Source organism: Thermococcus eurythermalis (assembly GCF_000769655.1).
Lineage (GTDB): Archaea > Methanobacteriota_B > Thermococci > Thermococcales > Thermococcaceae > Thermococcus > Thermococcus eurythermalis.
This window is the reverse complement of the sequence record NZ_CP008887.1, coordinates 1798689-1812265: the sequence shown is the minus strand read 5'-3', so window position 1 is coordinate 1812265 and position 13577 is coordinate 1798689. Positions and strand designations below refer to the sequence as shown.

General features: G+C 52.1%; 15 protein-coding genes. 8 read left to right on the top strand and 7 right to left on the bottom strand.

Features of this window, described 5'->3' with window-relative positions:
- The first annotated feature begins 63 nt into the window (after window positions 1–63).
- Window positions 64–1431: a serine--tRNA ligase gene (gene serS / locus TEU_RS09720; protein WP_050003594.1), complete on the top strand. Its 1368-nt coding sequence runs from the start codon at window positions 64–66 to the stop codon at window positions 1429–1431.
- Window positions 1432–1492: 61 nt separating this feature from the next.
- Here serS and TEU_RS09715 read toward each other — a convergent pair whose 3' ends face one another.
- Entirely contained in the window at window positions 1493–1945 is a 453-nt protein-coding gene (locus TEU_RS09715; RefSeq protein ID WP_081947238.1) for a DUF835 domain-containing protein, read from the bottom strand.
- A 185-nt stretch (window positions 1946–2130) separates the two neighbouring features.
- Between TEU_RS09715 and TEU_RS11550 the strand changes: the two genes are divergently transcribed.
- Complete coding sequence (locus TEU_RS11550) at window positions 2131–2358, top strand: oxygen-binding di-iron domain-containing protein (RefSeq protein ID WP_227738710.1); 228 nt, start codon at window positions 2131–2133, stop codon at window positions 2356–2358.
- Here TEU_RS11550 and TEU_RS09710 read toward each other — a convergent pair.
- The 3 genes from TEU_RS09710 to serK all read right to left on the bottom strand — a co-directional run bounded on the left by TEU_RS09710 (window position 2346) and on the right by serK (window position 5888).
- Window positions 2346–3014, bottom strand: a complete 669-nt coding sequence (locus tag TEU_RS09710; RefSeq protein ID WP_050003592.1) for an HAD family hydrolase — start codon at window positions 3012–3014, stop codon at window positions 2346–2348. The genes TEU_RS11550 and TEU_RS09710 overlap by 13 nt on opposite strands.
- A 94-nt stretch (window positions 3015–3108) precedes the next feature.
- Window positions 3109–5091 carry a hypothetical protein gene (locus TEU_RS09705; protein ID WP_144244855.1) on the bottom strand — a complete coding sequence of 661 codons (1983 nt, stop codon included), beginning with the start codon at window positions 5089–5091 and terminating at the stop codon, window positions 3109–3111.
- A gap of 68 nt (window positions 5092–5159) precedes the next feature.
- Window positions 5160–5888, bottom strand: a complete 729-nt coding sequence (gene serK, locus TEU_RS09700; protein ID WP_050003590.1) for an L-serine kinase SerK — start codon at window positions 5886–5888, stop codon at window positions 5160–5162.
- A 309-nt stretch (window positions 5889–6197) separates the two neighbouring features.
- On the opposite strand from serK, the gene TEU_RS09695 reads away from it, so the two are divergent.
- The gene (locus TEU_RS09695) at window positions 6198–7367 is read left to right on the top strand and encodes a pyridoxal phosphate-dependent aminotransferase (protein ID WP_050003589.1); all 1170 of its coding nucleotides are present in this window, start codon (window positions 6198–6200) and stop codon (window positions 7365–7367) included.
- On the opposite strand, the gene TEU_RS09690 is transcribed toward TEU_RS09695, so the two are convergent.
- Window positions 7364–8020 (bottom strand): metallophosphoesterase, encoded by a 657-nt coding sequence (locus tag TEU_RS09690; protein WP_050003588.1) that lies wholly within the window; start codon window positions 8018–8020, stop codon window positions 7364–7366. The two genes, TEU_RS09695 and TEU_RS09690, sit on opposite strands and share 4 nt — an antisense overlap.
- A 131-nt stretch (window positions 8021–8151) precedes the next feature.
- Between TEU_RS09690 and TEU_RS09685 the strand changes: the two genes are divergently transcribed.
- Complete coding sequence (locus tag TEU_RS09685; RefSeq protein WP_050003587.1) at window positions 8152–8367, top strand: hypothetical protein; 216 nt, start codon at window positions 8152–8154, stop codon at window positions 8365–8367.
- Window positions 8368–8413: 46 nt separating this feature from the next.
- Here the strand turns inward: TEU_RS09685 and TEU_RS09680 are convergent, their stop codons facing one another.
- Window positions 8414–9631, bottom strand: coding sequence for a methionine adenosyltransferase (locus TEU_RS09680; protein ID WP_050003586.1), 1218 nt, complete (start codon window positions 9629–9631; stop codon window positions 8414–8416).
- Window positions 9632–9958: 327 nt separating this feature from the next.
- On the opposite strand from TEU_RS09680, the gene TEU_RS09675 reads away from it, so the two are divergent.
- The 4 genes from TEU_RS09675 to TEU_RS09660 are packed head-to-tail and all read left to right on the top strand — an operon-like array spanning window position 9959 to window position 12058.
- On the top strand, window positions 9959–10585 hold the full coding sequence (locus TEU_RS09675) for a translin family protein (RefSeq protein WP_050003585.1): 627 nt from the start codon (window positions 9959–9961) through the stop codon (window positions 10583–10585).
- Complete coding sequence (locus TEU_RS09670) at window positions 10578–11159, top strand: endonuclease V (RefSeq protein ID WP_050003584.1); 582 nt, start codon at window positions 10578–10580, stop codon at window positions 11157–11159. The genes TEU_RS09675 and TEU_RS09670 overlap by 8 nt, the downstream gene beginning before the upstream one ends.
- On the top strand, window positions 11156–11791 hold the full coding sequence (locus tag TEU_RS09665; RefSeq protein WP_050003583.1) for a DUF120 domain-containing protein: 636 nt from the start codon (window positions 11156–11158) through the stop codon (window positions 11789–11791). The genes TEU_RS09670 and TEU_RS09665 overlap by 4 nt, the downstream gene beginning before the upstream one ends.
- A 57-nt stretch (window positions 11792–11848) precedes the next feature.
- Complete coding sequence (locus TEU_RS09660) at window positions 11849–12058, top strand: PRC-barrel domain-containing protein (RefSeq protein WP_050003582.1); 210 nt, start codon at window positions 11849–11851, stop codon at window positions 12056–12058.
- On the opposite strand, the gene TEU_RS09655 is transcribed toward TEU_RS09660, so the two are convergent.
- Window positions 12055–13518 carry a DHH family phosphoesterase gene (locus TEU_RS09655; RefSeq protein WP_050003581.1) on the bottom strand — a complete coding sequence of 488 codons (1464 nt, stop codon included), beginning with the start codon at window positions 13516–13518 and terminating at the stop codon, window positions 12055–12057. The two genes, TEU_RS09660 and TEU_RS09655, sit on opposite strands and share 4 nt — an antisense overlap.
- Between the last annotated feature and the right edge of the window lie 59 nt (window positions 13519–13577).

The following is a 13577-nucleotide window of genomic DNA, read 5'->3' as shown; positions in this document are numbered from 1 at the left end:
GGTAGTTGTGTAGCTTAGGAAACCTTTTTTAAACGCCGTTCGTTCTCTGGTTAGGTGTTGGCTATGCTCGACATAAAGCTCATCCGCGAAAAGCCGGAGGTCGTTAAGAAGGACCTCATCAAGAGGGGCGAAACCGAGAAGGTCAAATGGATTGACGAAATCCTTGAGCTCGATGCCAAGTGGCGCGAAAACCTGAAGAAAATCAACCAGCTCAGAAAGGAGCGCAACCAGCTGGCAGTCCAGATAGGCAAGCGCAAGAAGGCCGGCGAACCGGTAGACGACCTTCTCGCGAAGAGCAACGAGATAGTGAGGCAGATTGAGGAGCTTGAGAAGGAAGTCGAGGAGCTTAAGAAGAAAATCGACTACTACCTCTGGCGCCTCCCCAACATTACCCACGAGAGCGTCCCGGTCGGGGAGAGCGACGAGGACAACGTCCCGATAAGGTTCTGGGGCAAGGCTAAGGTCTGGGAGGGCTTCCTCGAAAGCTTTAAGGAGCAGAGCCTCGGGAAGATGGACTACGAGGTGTTGAGCTGGAGGCCGAGGCTCCACGTTGACATGCTTGAGCTTTTGAGAGGGGCTGACCTTGAGCGGGCCGCGAAGGTGAGCGGTGCGCGCTTCTACTACCTCCTCAACGAGCTTGTCATACTCGATCTGGCCCTCATACGCTTCGCCCTCGACAAGCTCATAGAGAAGGGCTTCGCCCCCGTCATACCACCCTACATGGTCAGGCGCTTCGTCGAGGAGGGCGCGACGACCTTTGAGGACTTCGAGGACGTCATCTACAAGGTTGAGGGCGAAGATTTATACCTCATTCCGACGGCAGAGCACCCGCTCGCTGGAATGCACGCCAACGAAATCCTCGACGGCAAAGACCTACCGCTCCTCTACGTCGGCGTTAGCCCCTGCTTCAGAAAGGAGGCCGGAACCGCGGGAAAGGACACGAAGGGAATCTTCCGCGTCCACCAGTTCCACAAGGTCGAGCAGTTTGTTTATTCAAGGCCAGAGGAGAGCTGGGAGTGGCACGAGAGGCTCATAGCGAACGCTGAGGAGATATTCCAGGAGCTTGAGATACCTTACAGGGTCGTCAACATCTGCACCGGCGACCTCGGCTACGTCGCCGCCAAGAAGTACGACATCGAGGCCTGGATGGCAGGGCAGGGCAAGTTCAGGGAGGTTGTCAGCGCGAGCAACTGTACCGACTGGCAGGCGAGGAGGCTGAACATTCGCTTCCGCGACAAGACCCACGAGAAGCCGAAGTTCGTCCACACGCTCAACTCGACGGCGATAGCCACTTCGAGGGCCATCGTTGCAATCCTTGAGAACCACCAGACCGAGGAAGGCGTCGTAAAGCTCCCGAAGGCGCTCTGGAAGTACACGGGCTTCAAGGAGATTCTGCCCGACCACATGAAGGAGAAGTGCTGCGGGGAGTGAGCTTTTCTACTTTTTGCTTTCAACCCCATTTTGGGGCCGCAAAGCGCAACCAGGTGCGGTTTTAGCCTTCAAGCCTCTTTAGAAGCGCAAACTCTCTGGGATCCCACGAGGATTCGTCGGTTATCAGGTAAACTCTGCCCCCGTGGAGGATTGCGTAATCCCGGACGTCGTTGAGGAACTTAAAAAGGGCGTTGAAGCCGTTGTGGAGGGCAAGGTACTCGGGGCAGGCTATGACGATTGCCCTGTCCGGGTCTTTACTGAGGCTTGATACGATACCGTCAAGAACTCTGTGAAGCTCTCTAGGGCCAAAAAAGCCGCCGGCGGCACCCACAGTCACGAGCTCCCATTCCGGTGGAACCTTTGTTCCCACCCTGCCAATTACAACCGCCCTTTCTTCACGGACTTCGTTGAGCGAGTGGACTATCCTAAAGTGATGTGCGGGCTTGCGCTTGCCCGTAATTGCCCCTGAGAGCAGGGGAGCAAACAATTCCAGCATGCTTTCACTCTCCCGCATATAAGAGGGCCCATGTGTTTATATCTCTTTTTTGTAAGTGGTTATGTAGGTAAGCCCTCGGTCAAGGCCGATGTCATCACGTGTCAGCCGGTTAATCCTTCGTCATCGGGCCTGCTGTTTTCTCTGCTTATGATTTTAACTGTTTTGTTGCTGGCTCAAGACCTTGGCGGCGGGACGGGAATATAGTGGGGATACGACCTCCTGCTGGAGCAGACTGTTTCCACAGGCGCTACGTGAGCTCAACGAAGGCCTTGAGGGTGTGGGTGCGCTTTGTTAGAAAGCTGAACCCCAAAATAATAGCGCCACCGCACGGGGCGATATTCAGGGACGATCACGTTGAGAACTTCCTCAACTGGCTTGGAAACCTTAAAGTCGGAATCGACGTCTTTGAAAAAGAATTCTATGGGGATTGACCCCCCATCATCTTTTTCACGAGCTCCACGAGCTCCCACAGGTCTTTCACGTAGTAGTCTGCGCCCTCAACTTTTCCGAAGCGCGTGACATTAACCACCTTCATGCCGGCGCGCTTTCCGGCGAGGACGTCGTGGTGGCTGTCCCCGACCATCAGGGTCTCTTGAGGGGCTACACCCAACGCTTTGAGGGCCTTCTTGACGAGGTAGGGGTCGGGCTTGACGCCGTCGAGGTTTGAGTAATCCTTGCCGTAGACGACGTCAAAGTACTTCCTCAGGCCAAAGAGATCCAAAACGAACTCGGTGCACTCCTGGGAGGCGTTGCTGACCGCGGCCAGCTTAAGCCCCATCTCTTTCAGTTCTTTTAGGGCACCAACATCGGGAAAGGGCCTTATCCGCCCGAGCTCTGCCATCTTCTTGCGGTACTCAAGGTTTACACTATCAACAATCTGCCAGAACTCAACGTGGTCTATTCCAAAGCGCTCGATATAGCTCCTCGGGAGATTACCCGTTACTGTCTTTTTGTAGGTCTCGTAGTCAAGCTCGATGCCGTGCTTCCTGAGGGCGGGCATGACCCAGTTCTCGTACCATTCGCGGTGGTCGTAGCCCTCATAGTAGACGAGGGTCTCATCAACGTCAAATATCAGTGCCCGCAACATCATTACTCCCCCGGACGCACCTCAGATAAGCCCATGCGTCATCATCTTTCAGTGGGTTGATTCCTCATCGGCATAGGAAGTGAGAAAGGGAGGTTTAATATAAATTGCTATGGATTTCATCCAAGGAGATGCTAGGGATATCCACTAGTAATTTCTCAATAGTGTTTATGTCTAAATACTTTCTGAGTTCTCTTTCAAGTACCAAGACGTTAATGTTGTACTTTTCGAAGTAGCTCAGTTCATATTGGTTCTTATTGGCCAAGAACACTAAGTAAAGAACTGGTGTTCTTTTATACGCTTTCTCTACTTGTTCCTTTTTCCGCTTTAGCTGATCAACTATTGAGGCAAACTCCTCTTTGTGCGTGTTGAATTTACACTCAAAAATCCAAGGAACCTCATCTTCATCTAAAGCTAGGATGTCTATTTCTTCCCCGCCAAGTGTGACACGCCATTTGATATCCTTGAATTTTTTAATTGGAAGCTCTCCAGAGCTTAAAAGATAATAAACTAGCAATTCCGGGAGTAACCCCCTATAAGAGGACATGGCTTCGTGGAGTCTTTGTACATGACTTTCATACTCCAGAACCCTCTTTTTTAGGCTTTCTATTTGAAAATATTCGTTTGAAACTTCACGTACAGACTCGTTAAGTAAGTACTTCCTAAAAATCTCCTCGGGTACAACAACATCTCTTACCTCAAGCATTTTGCCGTATTTTTTGATAACATCTTCCACCTCATAATACCAGGATCCACCAGTACCTGAAAAATCAGTTCCTACCTCATAAAACACAATCCACCCAGGGGGGTTGTAAAGCTGTCCAAACGATTCTACCAAAAGAGCGTAGGATATCCTGTGACCAATGTCCTCAGGATGCTTTATTCTCAGAACCTTTGTGGGATTTGTTGCCCGTTGCTTTTTCTTAAACTCACATAGTCCTGAAAGGAGATATATAAATGCAGCTGCACCATTAAACGTTCCTCCTCCTGCAGAACTAAGAGTGTCTAATGGAAGCCAAAGAAATTCTACATCTAAGTACCGCTTCCAGTCTTCGTAGCTTTTTCTCTTATCTGATTCCATAAAAGAGGGTTCCGGAAAAGGACGATAAAATTTCTTGAGGATTTGTATTGGGTCACATTTACAACGTACCCTAAAGAGTTCGCTGTTATTTGGGCTGATATGCATAATTCCATATGTTTTCTCAAGTTTTTTCACAAAATTCTCGTTTAGTATACCGAAAAAGCGATCCAGGCTCTTCCACTTGATGTAACGTTCAAGTTCGATCCATCTAGTTTCAACTTCTTCTTTTTCTTCTTTTGGAATTAACGAGTAAAGTTCTCTTTGGATTTCTTTTCCAAAAATTTTGTCTGCAATATGCATTTTATCTAAATGCGGTATCTTTGAGAAATCTCTCTCCTCCCCTATCAGTGAATACCACAAATATTGGAGTGTGTACACATAACCTCGAAAAACTATGTCTAAATATTCATCGGCATTTCCATAATATTTGCTGGTTTGTGGAACTAGTATGTCAACATAGGGCTTGGGATATCCCATCTGAGTATCGGTATATCTAACTAGCGCGTCGTCTATTGACCATAGCCAATACAGTTTTTCAAGGGAATACGGGCTCTCGGGCACGATACAGCATTTAAATACCTCAAAGAACTTCTCTAAGACATTCAGGTTGAGATATTTTAATCTGACTTTGAGATCTTTCCAGTCTTTTGCTAAGAGGACTTTTTCTAGGTGTTTGTACCATATGTTCTTTAAGAAGATAACATGCTCTGAACTGTTGGGGATGTTATTAAGATGCACCCCTCTTCCAAGAGCGCTAATAAAAATTTCATCCTCTCCGTCAAACCACGGCACGGAAACTAAGTCATCGAGAAGAGCTCTAAAAGCAACATCAAAGAAAAACTTGTAACCTAGAAAAATCTCACTAGAAACTTCTTGATCGTTTGTTAAGTCAATTTCATGGAACTTTTTCAACCAAACTCTATAGCGATCTAAATCACTTACAATCCGAAGTATATTGGTTGTTGAAGCCACCCATGAGAGACTCATATTTTCCCTCAATAAAAATTTCAAAGCACGTCTATTTAAAGAATTATGCTACAACAAAATCAAAAAGAAGTCATAGGGCATTAAAACAGCTCTTCAAGCTTGACGTCAATCTTGTCCGGGTTGAACGGGAGGACGTGCCTGGTGGTCTTCGGGGAGTAGACCTCGCCGCGCTTGACGAGCTCCATGACCTCCTCCTTGCTCGGAGCCTTCCTGATGAACACGTAGTCTATTTCGCCCTTGCCCATGTCCTCTCTGGCGTCCTCCTTGAGGCCGTAGTAGATGAGCTCGATCCTGCCCTCGACGCTCATCTCGTCGAGAACCTTGCTGACCTTCTTCTGCTCCTCAAGACCGCCAGGAATAGCAAAGACCTTCTCACCGACGATGGCGAAGGCTATCTCGCCCCTCTCGGCCTTCTCCTCGGCCTCGGGGTCCTCTATAACCTCAAGCCCCTCGGCTTTGAGCCTCTCAAGGACTTCGTTGAGGTCGCCCTTGAAGGCCGGGTACCAGGTGTAGACCTTAACATCGGCGCTGAAGTAGTCGAGGATAACGGACGGGGCCCTTTTCGCGCCGAGCTTCTGAAGACCGGCCCAGCGGTGGTGGCCGTCAACGATGAGGTACTCGTCCGTCCCCGGAATCTTTGCGAGGAGCATGGGCTTCCAGAAGAGACCACTTCCCGTGACGCTCTCAATAAAGGCCTCGAGCTCCTTCTGGACAAGCTGCTCGTGCGGCTTCATCTTGTCGAGGTCAATAAAAACGTAGTCGACCTTGATGGTCGGGATGTCGTATTTTGGAACCTTTTCAACTCCCATTTTGAGACCCTCCACAAGTATTCAGATGAAAGTCGAACCGTCCCATAAAAAGGCTTTCCGTTGAAAAACAAAACATATTTGTGGAAATATGTAGGAGAAAATGGCGGGGATTCAAAAGTTTACCAACGTATCCATCAAAAATCCGAAAGTTTATTCTCCCGAACTTCTACCCGGTGCCTTTTCATGTGGTCTGGAGAAATAAGTTTTCCGCCAGAATTATGCCTTGAGGTCCGTTTAAGTGCTCTGCTGTCTATCTTTTTGTCGAGGTAAGGTTATAAACATCGCCGAGAAGGGAGAACGGTGATTATCATGGCGCTGAGCGACAGGCTTGAGATGGTTAACCCCTCTGAGATTAGAAAGCTCTTCGACCTTGCCCAGGGCGTTGAGGGTCTCATATCACTTGGAATCGGCGAACCTGACTTCGACACGCCGGAGCATATAAAGGAATATGCTAAGGAGGCCCTTGATAAGGGCATGACGCACTACGGCCCGAACGCCGGCCTGCCGATGCTCCGCGAGGCGATAGCGAGAAAGCTCAGGGAGCAGAACGGCATCGAGGCCGACCCGAAGAGCGAAATAATGGTGCTCGTCGGGGCGAACCAGGCTTTTATTATGGGCCTTGCAACGTTTCTCAAGGATGGGGAAGAAGTCCTCATCCCGAGTCCGATGTTCGTCAGCTATGCCCCGGCCGTCATTCTCGCCGGAGGAAGACCGGTTGAGGTTCCGACCTACGAGGAGAACGAGTTCCGCCTTTCCGTTGACGACCTCGAAAAGCACGTGAGCGACAAAACCAGGGCGCTCATCATAAACTCCCCGAACAACCCGACCGGCGCGGTTCTGACTAAGAAGGACCTTGAGGAGATTGCAGACTTCGCGGTCGAGCACGACCTCATCGTCTTCAGCGATGAAGTTTACGAGCACTTCGTTTACGACGGGGTCAAGAACCACAGCATCGCTTCCCTCGACGGCATGTTCGAGCGGACGATAACGATAAACGGCTTCTCCAAGACCTTCGCCATGACCGGCTGGCGCCTCGGCTTCGTCGCGGCCCCCGCATGGATAATCGAGAAGATGACCCGCTTCCAGATGTACAACGCCACCTGTCCGGTTACCTTTGCCCAGTACGCGGCCGCGAAGGCCCTCGAGGACGAGAGGAGCTGGAAAGCAGTCGAAGAGATGAGACAGGAGTACGACAGGAGAAGGAACCTCGTCTGGAAGCGCCTCAACGAGATGGGCCTTCCGACGGTCAAGCCCAAGGGAGCGTTCTACATATTCCCGAGGATTAGGGACACCGGCTTAACCGACAAGGAGTTCAGCGAGCTCATGTTGAAAGAAGCCAAGGTCGCGGTCGTTCCAGGCTCGGCCTTCGGAAAGGCTGGCGAGGGATACATAAGGATAAGCTATGCGACCGCCTACGAGAAGCTTGAGGAAGCTATGGACAGGATGGAGAAGGTTTTGAGGGAAAAAGAACTTGTTTAGAGCTCCTTTAGCTTGACGTCCTCTACCTTTTTTCTTTTCTCGGCAAAGTCTATGACCGCGTAGTACCCCCTGAAGAGTGGGCCTGGGTTCACGATTACCGTTTCCCCAACATGGTCAACGCTCCTCGCCTCGTGTATGTGGCCTGTAATGACGAGCGGGGGCTGGTTGTCCTCGATGAACTTCCTCAGCGCTGAACTTCCAACGTGGAGCCCTGAATGGACGCGGTCTGCCTTTGTGTCCTTCGGCGGGGCATGGGAGACTATAGCGTCGCCGGGGCGGTAATTTCTCTCAAGGATTTCGCGGATTTCGTCCTCGGTCAGCTCCCAGACTGTGTTGAAGGGTGTGATGTTCGAGCCCCCGATTCCAACGAATCCAATGCCGTTGAGCTCCCGCCGTTTGTTGTGGATGCCGATTCCAAGCTCCTCAAGGAGCTCTGGCATGTCCCTGCCGTCGCAGTTGCCATGGACGGCCAGGATTGGGACGCAGGTCTCAAGGAGGGGTTCAAGGACTTTCCTAGCGACTTCTGCCCCGGAGAAGTTCGTTACGTCTCCTGCAATAATAAGGGCGTCTGGCTTCTCCTTCTTCAGGTGCTCTGCGAGCCTCTTCGCCATCCCCCTGTTGCCGTGGATGTCCGTCAGGGCCACGAGCTTCATTCTCCCTCACCTCCGTAAAGAGAAAAAATAGGGGGTGCTTAAGTTTTTATTTAGTCAATTGTCGAGATTAGCTTTAACATTCACCGAAAGCCTTATAAGATTTAACGACCTCCAATATAGCAGGTGATACCATGGAGAGGGTTAAGTCAATCCTCCAGAGGAGGCTTGAGGTCGTTAAGAGGAGGAAGGAGCTCCTCGTCCTTGAGGAGGCCAAGCTTGTTAGGCTTGCCAGGCAGAAGAAGAACGTTTCCTCCAAACTCTCCAAGGTTAGGAGGGAGAAGCTGGCCATAATGGCGGAGGAAGCCAGGCTCCTGAGGGCCCTCAAGCAGAGCAGTTACTCCTACTGACTTCTAAACTTTTGGATTTCAGAACAGTGGAAAAGATAGAGGGAATTCAGAAGACGTTGAGCTTGTCTTCGAGAATCATCTTCTGTATCTTGGTTATGTTGGCGAGCCAGGCGTCGGCGATCTCGTAGGCCGGCTTCTGGAGGACATCAATTGAGTAGCCCTTCTTCGGGATTATCTGGACGCTCGCTACGAGGGGCTCGTCAATGGGCTTTCCTATCTGGCTCAGAATCCTGACGTAGACCTCCTCGACGCCCTCGACCTGCTCGGCGATGTCGTTGGCTATGAGCATCGAGAGGAGGTTGTAAATCTTTCCAACGTGGCTGACTGGGTTCTTTCCAGCGGCGGCCTCCAGGCTCATGTGCCTGTTCGGGGTGATGAGGCCGTTGACGCGGTTGCCCCTGCCAACGCTACCGTCGTCACCGGCTTCGGCGCTCGTTCCGGTGACGGTGATGTAGTAGATGCCGTTCTTCGGGTCGTCGGCGGTGTTGACGTAGATGTTGACCTTCCTCTCGGTGTGGGCCTCGACTATCTCCTTGGCCTTCTGGTAGATGGCCTCCTTGACGGCCATGTACTCGTCCGGGTTGGCGACCTCGCTGTCAACTATGGCTGCAGCTATGGTGAGGTCAATCTCGTCGCCCTTCCTGAGGCCCATGACCTTGATGTCCTCACCGACTGCCGGCCACTCCTTCTTGAAGTCGTCGCTGTTGAGGGCCTTCTCGGTCTCGAGGACTATCCTCTCCGTCTCGCTGAGCGGGGCGTAGCCGACACCGAAGGAGGTGTCGTTGGCGAGCGGAATCGGGTTCTCCTTGGCCTTGTTGAAGACTCCAACGAGGTCAACACTTCCCTGCCCTATGCGGGAGTCAATGATGACGTGGTTCTCGATGTCGAGGTGCCTGACGGCCTTCTTGAGGTAGTCCTTGGCGGCCTTTATCGCTATCTCGTGAACCGGGAAGAGCTCCCTGTCAACCATCTCAACGGCCCTTCCAGAGAGGAGGATGTAAATCGGCTTGATGACTTCACCACCGCCGAACTGTGGATAGGCCCTACCGCCAACGACCTCGACCTGGTCGGTGTTGTGGTGGAGGATTATACCGTATCTCTTGATGTACTCCCTGCTGAGGGCCCTGCTGACGGCCTCGGCAATGCCGTCGGCTATGCTGTCGGGGTGTCCAATTCCCTTCCTTTCAACGAGCTCGACCTGCTGCATCTCGACCGGGGTTCTAACGAGCTCCTCAACGACGATGTTCCTAACCTTCTCAGCCATGAGCGTCACCACCTTTTTTATTTAGCAAGGCCCGCTTCGATGAAGTCTTTATATAATTTTCGGCATGAACCTGTAAGACCAACATTCCTGGGAGTTATTAATTTCGAAACCCTTAAAATTCTGCACGAAAAATTTTCTACGACGGTCCCGCCCGGTTGGCCCGCCGGACGGAGTGGGCTCCGCCTCCGATGATGTCCCGTGGACGATGCCGGGCGGACAGGGCTTGGCCTCCGGACCGCCTGAGAGTGGCTTCAGCCTCCGATGAAGGTGGGGGATAGCCAAGCCCACATTTTTAAGCTCCCTTTTCTAACACCGCCTGGTGATACCGTGAGCGGGGACATTGAGGCGATTATAGATTTCATAAGAAAGACCCTCGACGAAAAGGACTCGCTTAGGGAAGAGGCCCTTAAGGTTACCAGGGAGATAGTAAGGCTCAGCGGCGACACGGTCAAGGCCCTCCACAGGGGCGACCTCAGACTCGCCGAGCAGAGGTGGAAGGAGGCCAGGGAGAGAGTACTAAAGGTCAGAGAAATGCTGGCCAACCACCCTGACCTGTACTACGCTGGCTACGTCCAGACGGCCCATCAGGAGTTCGTGGAGGCCTCACTCCTCATGAGCTACGTTACAGGCAGGCCGTATCCTGAGCCCTCTGAGCTTGGAGTTCCAGAGGCCGACTACGCCCTTGGGGTTGGCGATTTCGTGGGGGAGCTGAGGAGGTATTTCCTCCACAGGCTGCTTGAAGGAGACATCGCGACTGCCGAGAAGGTTTACAGCGAGATGGAGAGAGTTTACAACGCGCTCATAACCCTTGAGTATCCGAAGGGGCTTGTCAACGTGAGGCAAAAGCAGGACCAGGCGCGCTACGTTCTCGAGAGAACCCTCGAAGACCTAACGAGGGCCAAGCTCAACAAGAGCCTCGAGGAAAAGCTTGAGAAGGCCCTAAAGAATGACTGAATTAAAGGATTACATAATTACCGAAAAACTCAAAAAGATAGCCCAGCTCCAGAGGGAGTTCTCAAAAAGGGTAGTCGAGAGACCGCTTGACGTAGATTCCATTGAGACCGTCGGCGCTGTTGACGTCTCGTACAGAGAAAACACGGCCGTCTCTGCCCTGGTTGTCTGTACGTTTCCGGACTGCGAAGTCCTGGAAGCGAGAACGACCAAAGCCAGGGCAACCTTCCCCTATATCCCGACCTATTTCTTTCTCAGGGAGACAAGGCCGGTCCTGCTTGTTGCCAAAAACGCGGACTTTGACGTTCTCCTTGTTGAAGGGCACGGTAGGGCCCACCCAAGGGGCTACGGGCTGGCCTCTCACATAGGACTGGTGCTCAAAAAGCCCGTCATCGGCGTCGCGAAGAGGCCGCTGCGCGGCGTGCCGGAGGGCCTCTACAAAAAGGTAGGAAAAGCTTATGTAAGCGTCGGGCATCTGGTTGATTTGAAGTCGGCCGCCGAGGTGGTTGGAGCACTTGGCGGAAGCTATCCGAAACCTCTTAAGCTCGCTGACAAGCTCTCAAAGGTGAGAACATGAAGAAAGTAAGACTCCTTGTTTCCCTGGCGAGAAAGGGTGCTGTAGGGAAGAAAGTCCGGGTCACCGTGAGGGAGCTCGCCGAAGAGCTTGGTGTCTCCCCACAGACGGTTCTGAGGCTCCTAAATGAGATGGAGGAGGAAGACCTAATCGAGAAGAGCGTTGAGGGGAAGAGAACCCTCGTAGGGGTGACACCGGAGGGTGCGAACTTCCTCCGGGCGCTCTGCGACGAGATTTCGGAGGCACTATCAACCGGTGTGATTGTCGGTGAGGTGGTCTCTGGACTTGGGGAGGGGGCCTATTACGTCAAACAGTACTCCCCCCTGATTCAAGAGTACCTTGGCTTTGAGCCGTATCTCGGAACGCTGAACGTCCGTGTCCTCTTCCCCAAGACCGTCTTTGACGCCCTCTGCAACGTGAGGCCCGTCATAATCCCAGGATTTACCAAGGGAGGCAGGACTTTTGGTGATGTTAAGGCATACAGGGTCAGGATTGACGGCGTTGAGGGGGCAGTCGTCGTGCCCTCAAGAACGGTGCACCCGCCGAAGATTGCTGAGATAATAGCACCTGTGAACCTGAGGGAGAAGCTCGGCCTCAAGGACGGTGACAGGGTCAGGATTGAAGTCGTGGAGTAAGCGCCCGTGAAAGCAACGCTTAAATATGCTCATCAATAACCTAAGGCGGTGATTGAAATGGTGAGGAGGCTCTCGAAGCTTTACGGAAAACAGATTTACAATACGAAGGGCAACTACGTTGGCTACGTTGATGAAGTGCTGATAGACCTCGACAGGGGTAGGGGGCAGGTTATGGCGCTCGTCCTTCCGGGTGAAAAAGTTGGTATCCCCTACGACCGCGTCACGGCCATCGGGGACATAATCCTCGTTAGGGCTAAGGAGGATTAACTTTCTTTCACCTTTAATGCTTCTAGGAATCTCTCAGTTACCGCTTCTTCCACGAGCCTGAGCAGGGAGTTCTTGTCCTTGGCGAGCTTGAAGATTCCGAGGTGTATCCTGGCGCCGCCTGCTCTCGCGTGCCCCCCTCCGCTTCCGAGCTCGCCAAAGGCCTCTTTTAGGACGGCACCAATGTTGACCCTGACGTCTCTTGTCCTCGCTGAGATTTCAATCTTGTCGTCCACTATGCCGAAGACGAGGACGGTCGTTATGCCTTCGAGGCGGAGGAGAAAGTCCGCGGCTTCTGCCAGGGCGTCGCGGTTCGTGATGAAGCCCACGTTGCTTATTATGACGTTCTTGTAGATTTTCCTGTGCATTATTGCCCTCGCGAGGATTTCCGCGGTTTCTGTGCTTATATCTGGGTGCTCAATCTTGTCGAGGAGCTCGTAGTCAACCTTTCCCGCCAGGAACTCAATCGCCTTGAGGTCGACCGGGCTCAGCTTTGAGAACCTCTTCGTGTCCACGTAGATGCCGTAGAAGAGTGCCGTTGCGAGGGACGGCGAGATGGGTATGTTAAGTCCTCTAAGATACTCGACGAGGATTGAGGAAGCCGAGTTGACCTCGGGCCTTATGTCTAGGAACGCGTCCTCTGGAATAATGTCAGGGAGATGCTGGAGTATCTGGTGGTGGTCTATGATGATTTTAATCCGCTCGTAGTCCAAGCTCTCAAGGATTGTGATGTTCCCGTTCGGCTGGCAGTCAACGAGCGCTATGAACGGGTAGCGCCTTATCTCGTAAGAGCCCCTTGAGATGCGCGTTACGTCAATGCCAAGGAGGTTGATGAAGGCCCTGTTTTCGTGGTGGGTTATTTCGCCCCCGTGGACGATTTTCGTCTTGAATCCGAGCGTCTGGGCTATGACGCTCAGCGCGGCGGCGCTCGCGAGTGAGTCCGGGTCTGGGTTGTCGTGCATGGCGATGAGGAGGGAGTCACCCTCATTTTTCAGCTCGAGGAGCTTTTTCACGAGAAGGTTTACGTTCTTCTTCTCTCCTATCTGCTTTACCATATCAATGAGCGCGTTCTTGAGTGCAGTTCTTGGGGATATGGCGTAGTCAACCTTAACATCGGCCTCGAAGCTCTCTTTTATGCTCTCGGTGAGCTCGTCCAGCCCGATATCGTCCGGGAGTACTGTCATGATTGGGACGTCCTTGTTGTTTGTTCTGATCACGTATATGGTCTTTTTTATTGTATCCACGTTCATAGTGGTCATCACAACAAGTTCGGACTTCTCGATTCCGGCCTTTAGGAGCGTGGCCGTGTAAGAGAAATCTCCCTGGACAACGTGAAAACCGCTCTCCTCAAGGGTTCTGGCGCGGATTTCATCCTTCTCCACGATAACCACATCGAACTCTCCCTTGAGGGCTTCGGCTATTGAGCGTCCAAGGGCCCCACCACCCAGGATAAGGACTCTCATAAGCATCACCCGTGTCCTGCACAACAATGTTTAAATAGGGGCTCTGGTATACTAAACCG

Excerpts from the sequence above, each read along its gene's own strand:
- TEU_RS09655 (WP_050003581.1), bottom strand. The coding sequence starts at position 13,518 with ATGAGAGTCCTTATCCTGGGTGGTGGGGCCCTTGGACGCTCAATAGCC.
- TEU_RS09715 (WP_081947238.1), bottom strand. The coding sequence starts at position 1,945 with ATGCGGGAGAGTGAAAGCATGCTGGAATTGTTTGCTCCCCTGCTCTCA.
- serS (WP_050003594.1), top strand. The coding sequence starts at position 64 with ATGCTCGACATAAAGCTCATCCGCGAAAAGCCGGAGGTCGTTAAGAAG.
- TEU_RS09670 (WP_050003584.1), top strand. The coding sequence starts at position 10,578 with ATGACTGAATTAAAGGATTACATAATTACCGAAAAACTCAAAAAGATA.
- TEU_RS09695 (WP_050003589.1), top strand. The coding sequence starts at position 6,198 with ATGGCGCTGAGCGACAGGCTTGAGATGGTTAACCCCTCTGAGATTAGA.
- serK (WP_050003590.1), bottom strand. The coding sequence starts at position 5,888 with ATGGGAGTTGAAAAGGTTCCAAAATACGACATCCCGACCATCAAGGTC.
- TEU_RS09680 (WP_050003586.1), bottom strand. The coding sequence starts at position 9,631 with ATGGCTGAGAAGGTTAGGAACATCGTCGTTGAGGAGCTCGTTAGAACC.
- TEU_RS09690 (WP_050003588.1), bottom strand. The coding sequence starts at position 8,020 with ATGAAGCTCGTGGCCCTGACGGACATCCACGGCAACAGGGGGATGGCG.
- TEU_RS09665 (WP_050003583.1), top strand. The coding sequence starts at position 11,156 with ATGAAGAAAGTAAGACTCCTTGTTTCCCTGGCGAGAAAGGGTGCTGTA.
- TEU_RS09685 (WP_050003587.1), top strand. The coding sequence starts at position 8,152 with ATGGAGAGGGTTAAGTCAATCCTCCAGAGGAGGCTTGAGGTCGTTAAG.
- TEU_RS09710 (WP_050003592.1), bottom strand. The coding sequence starts at position 3,014 with ATGTTGCGGGCACTGATATTTGACGTTGATGAGACCCTCGTCTACTAT.
- TEU_RS09660 (WP_050003582.1), top strand. The coding sequence starts at position 11,849 with ATGGTGAGGAGGCTCTCGAAGCTTTACGGAAAACAGATTTACAATACG.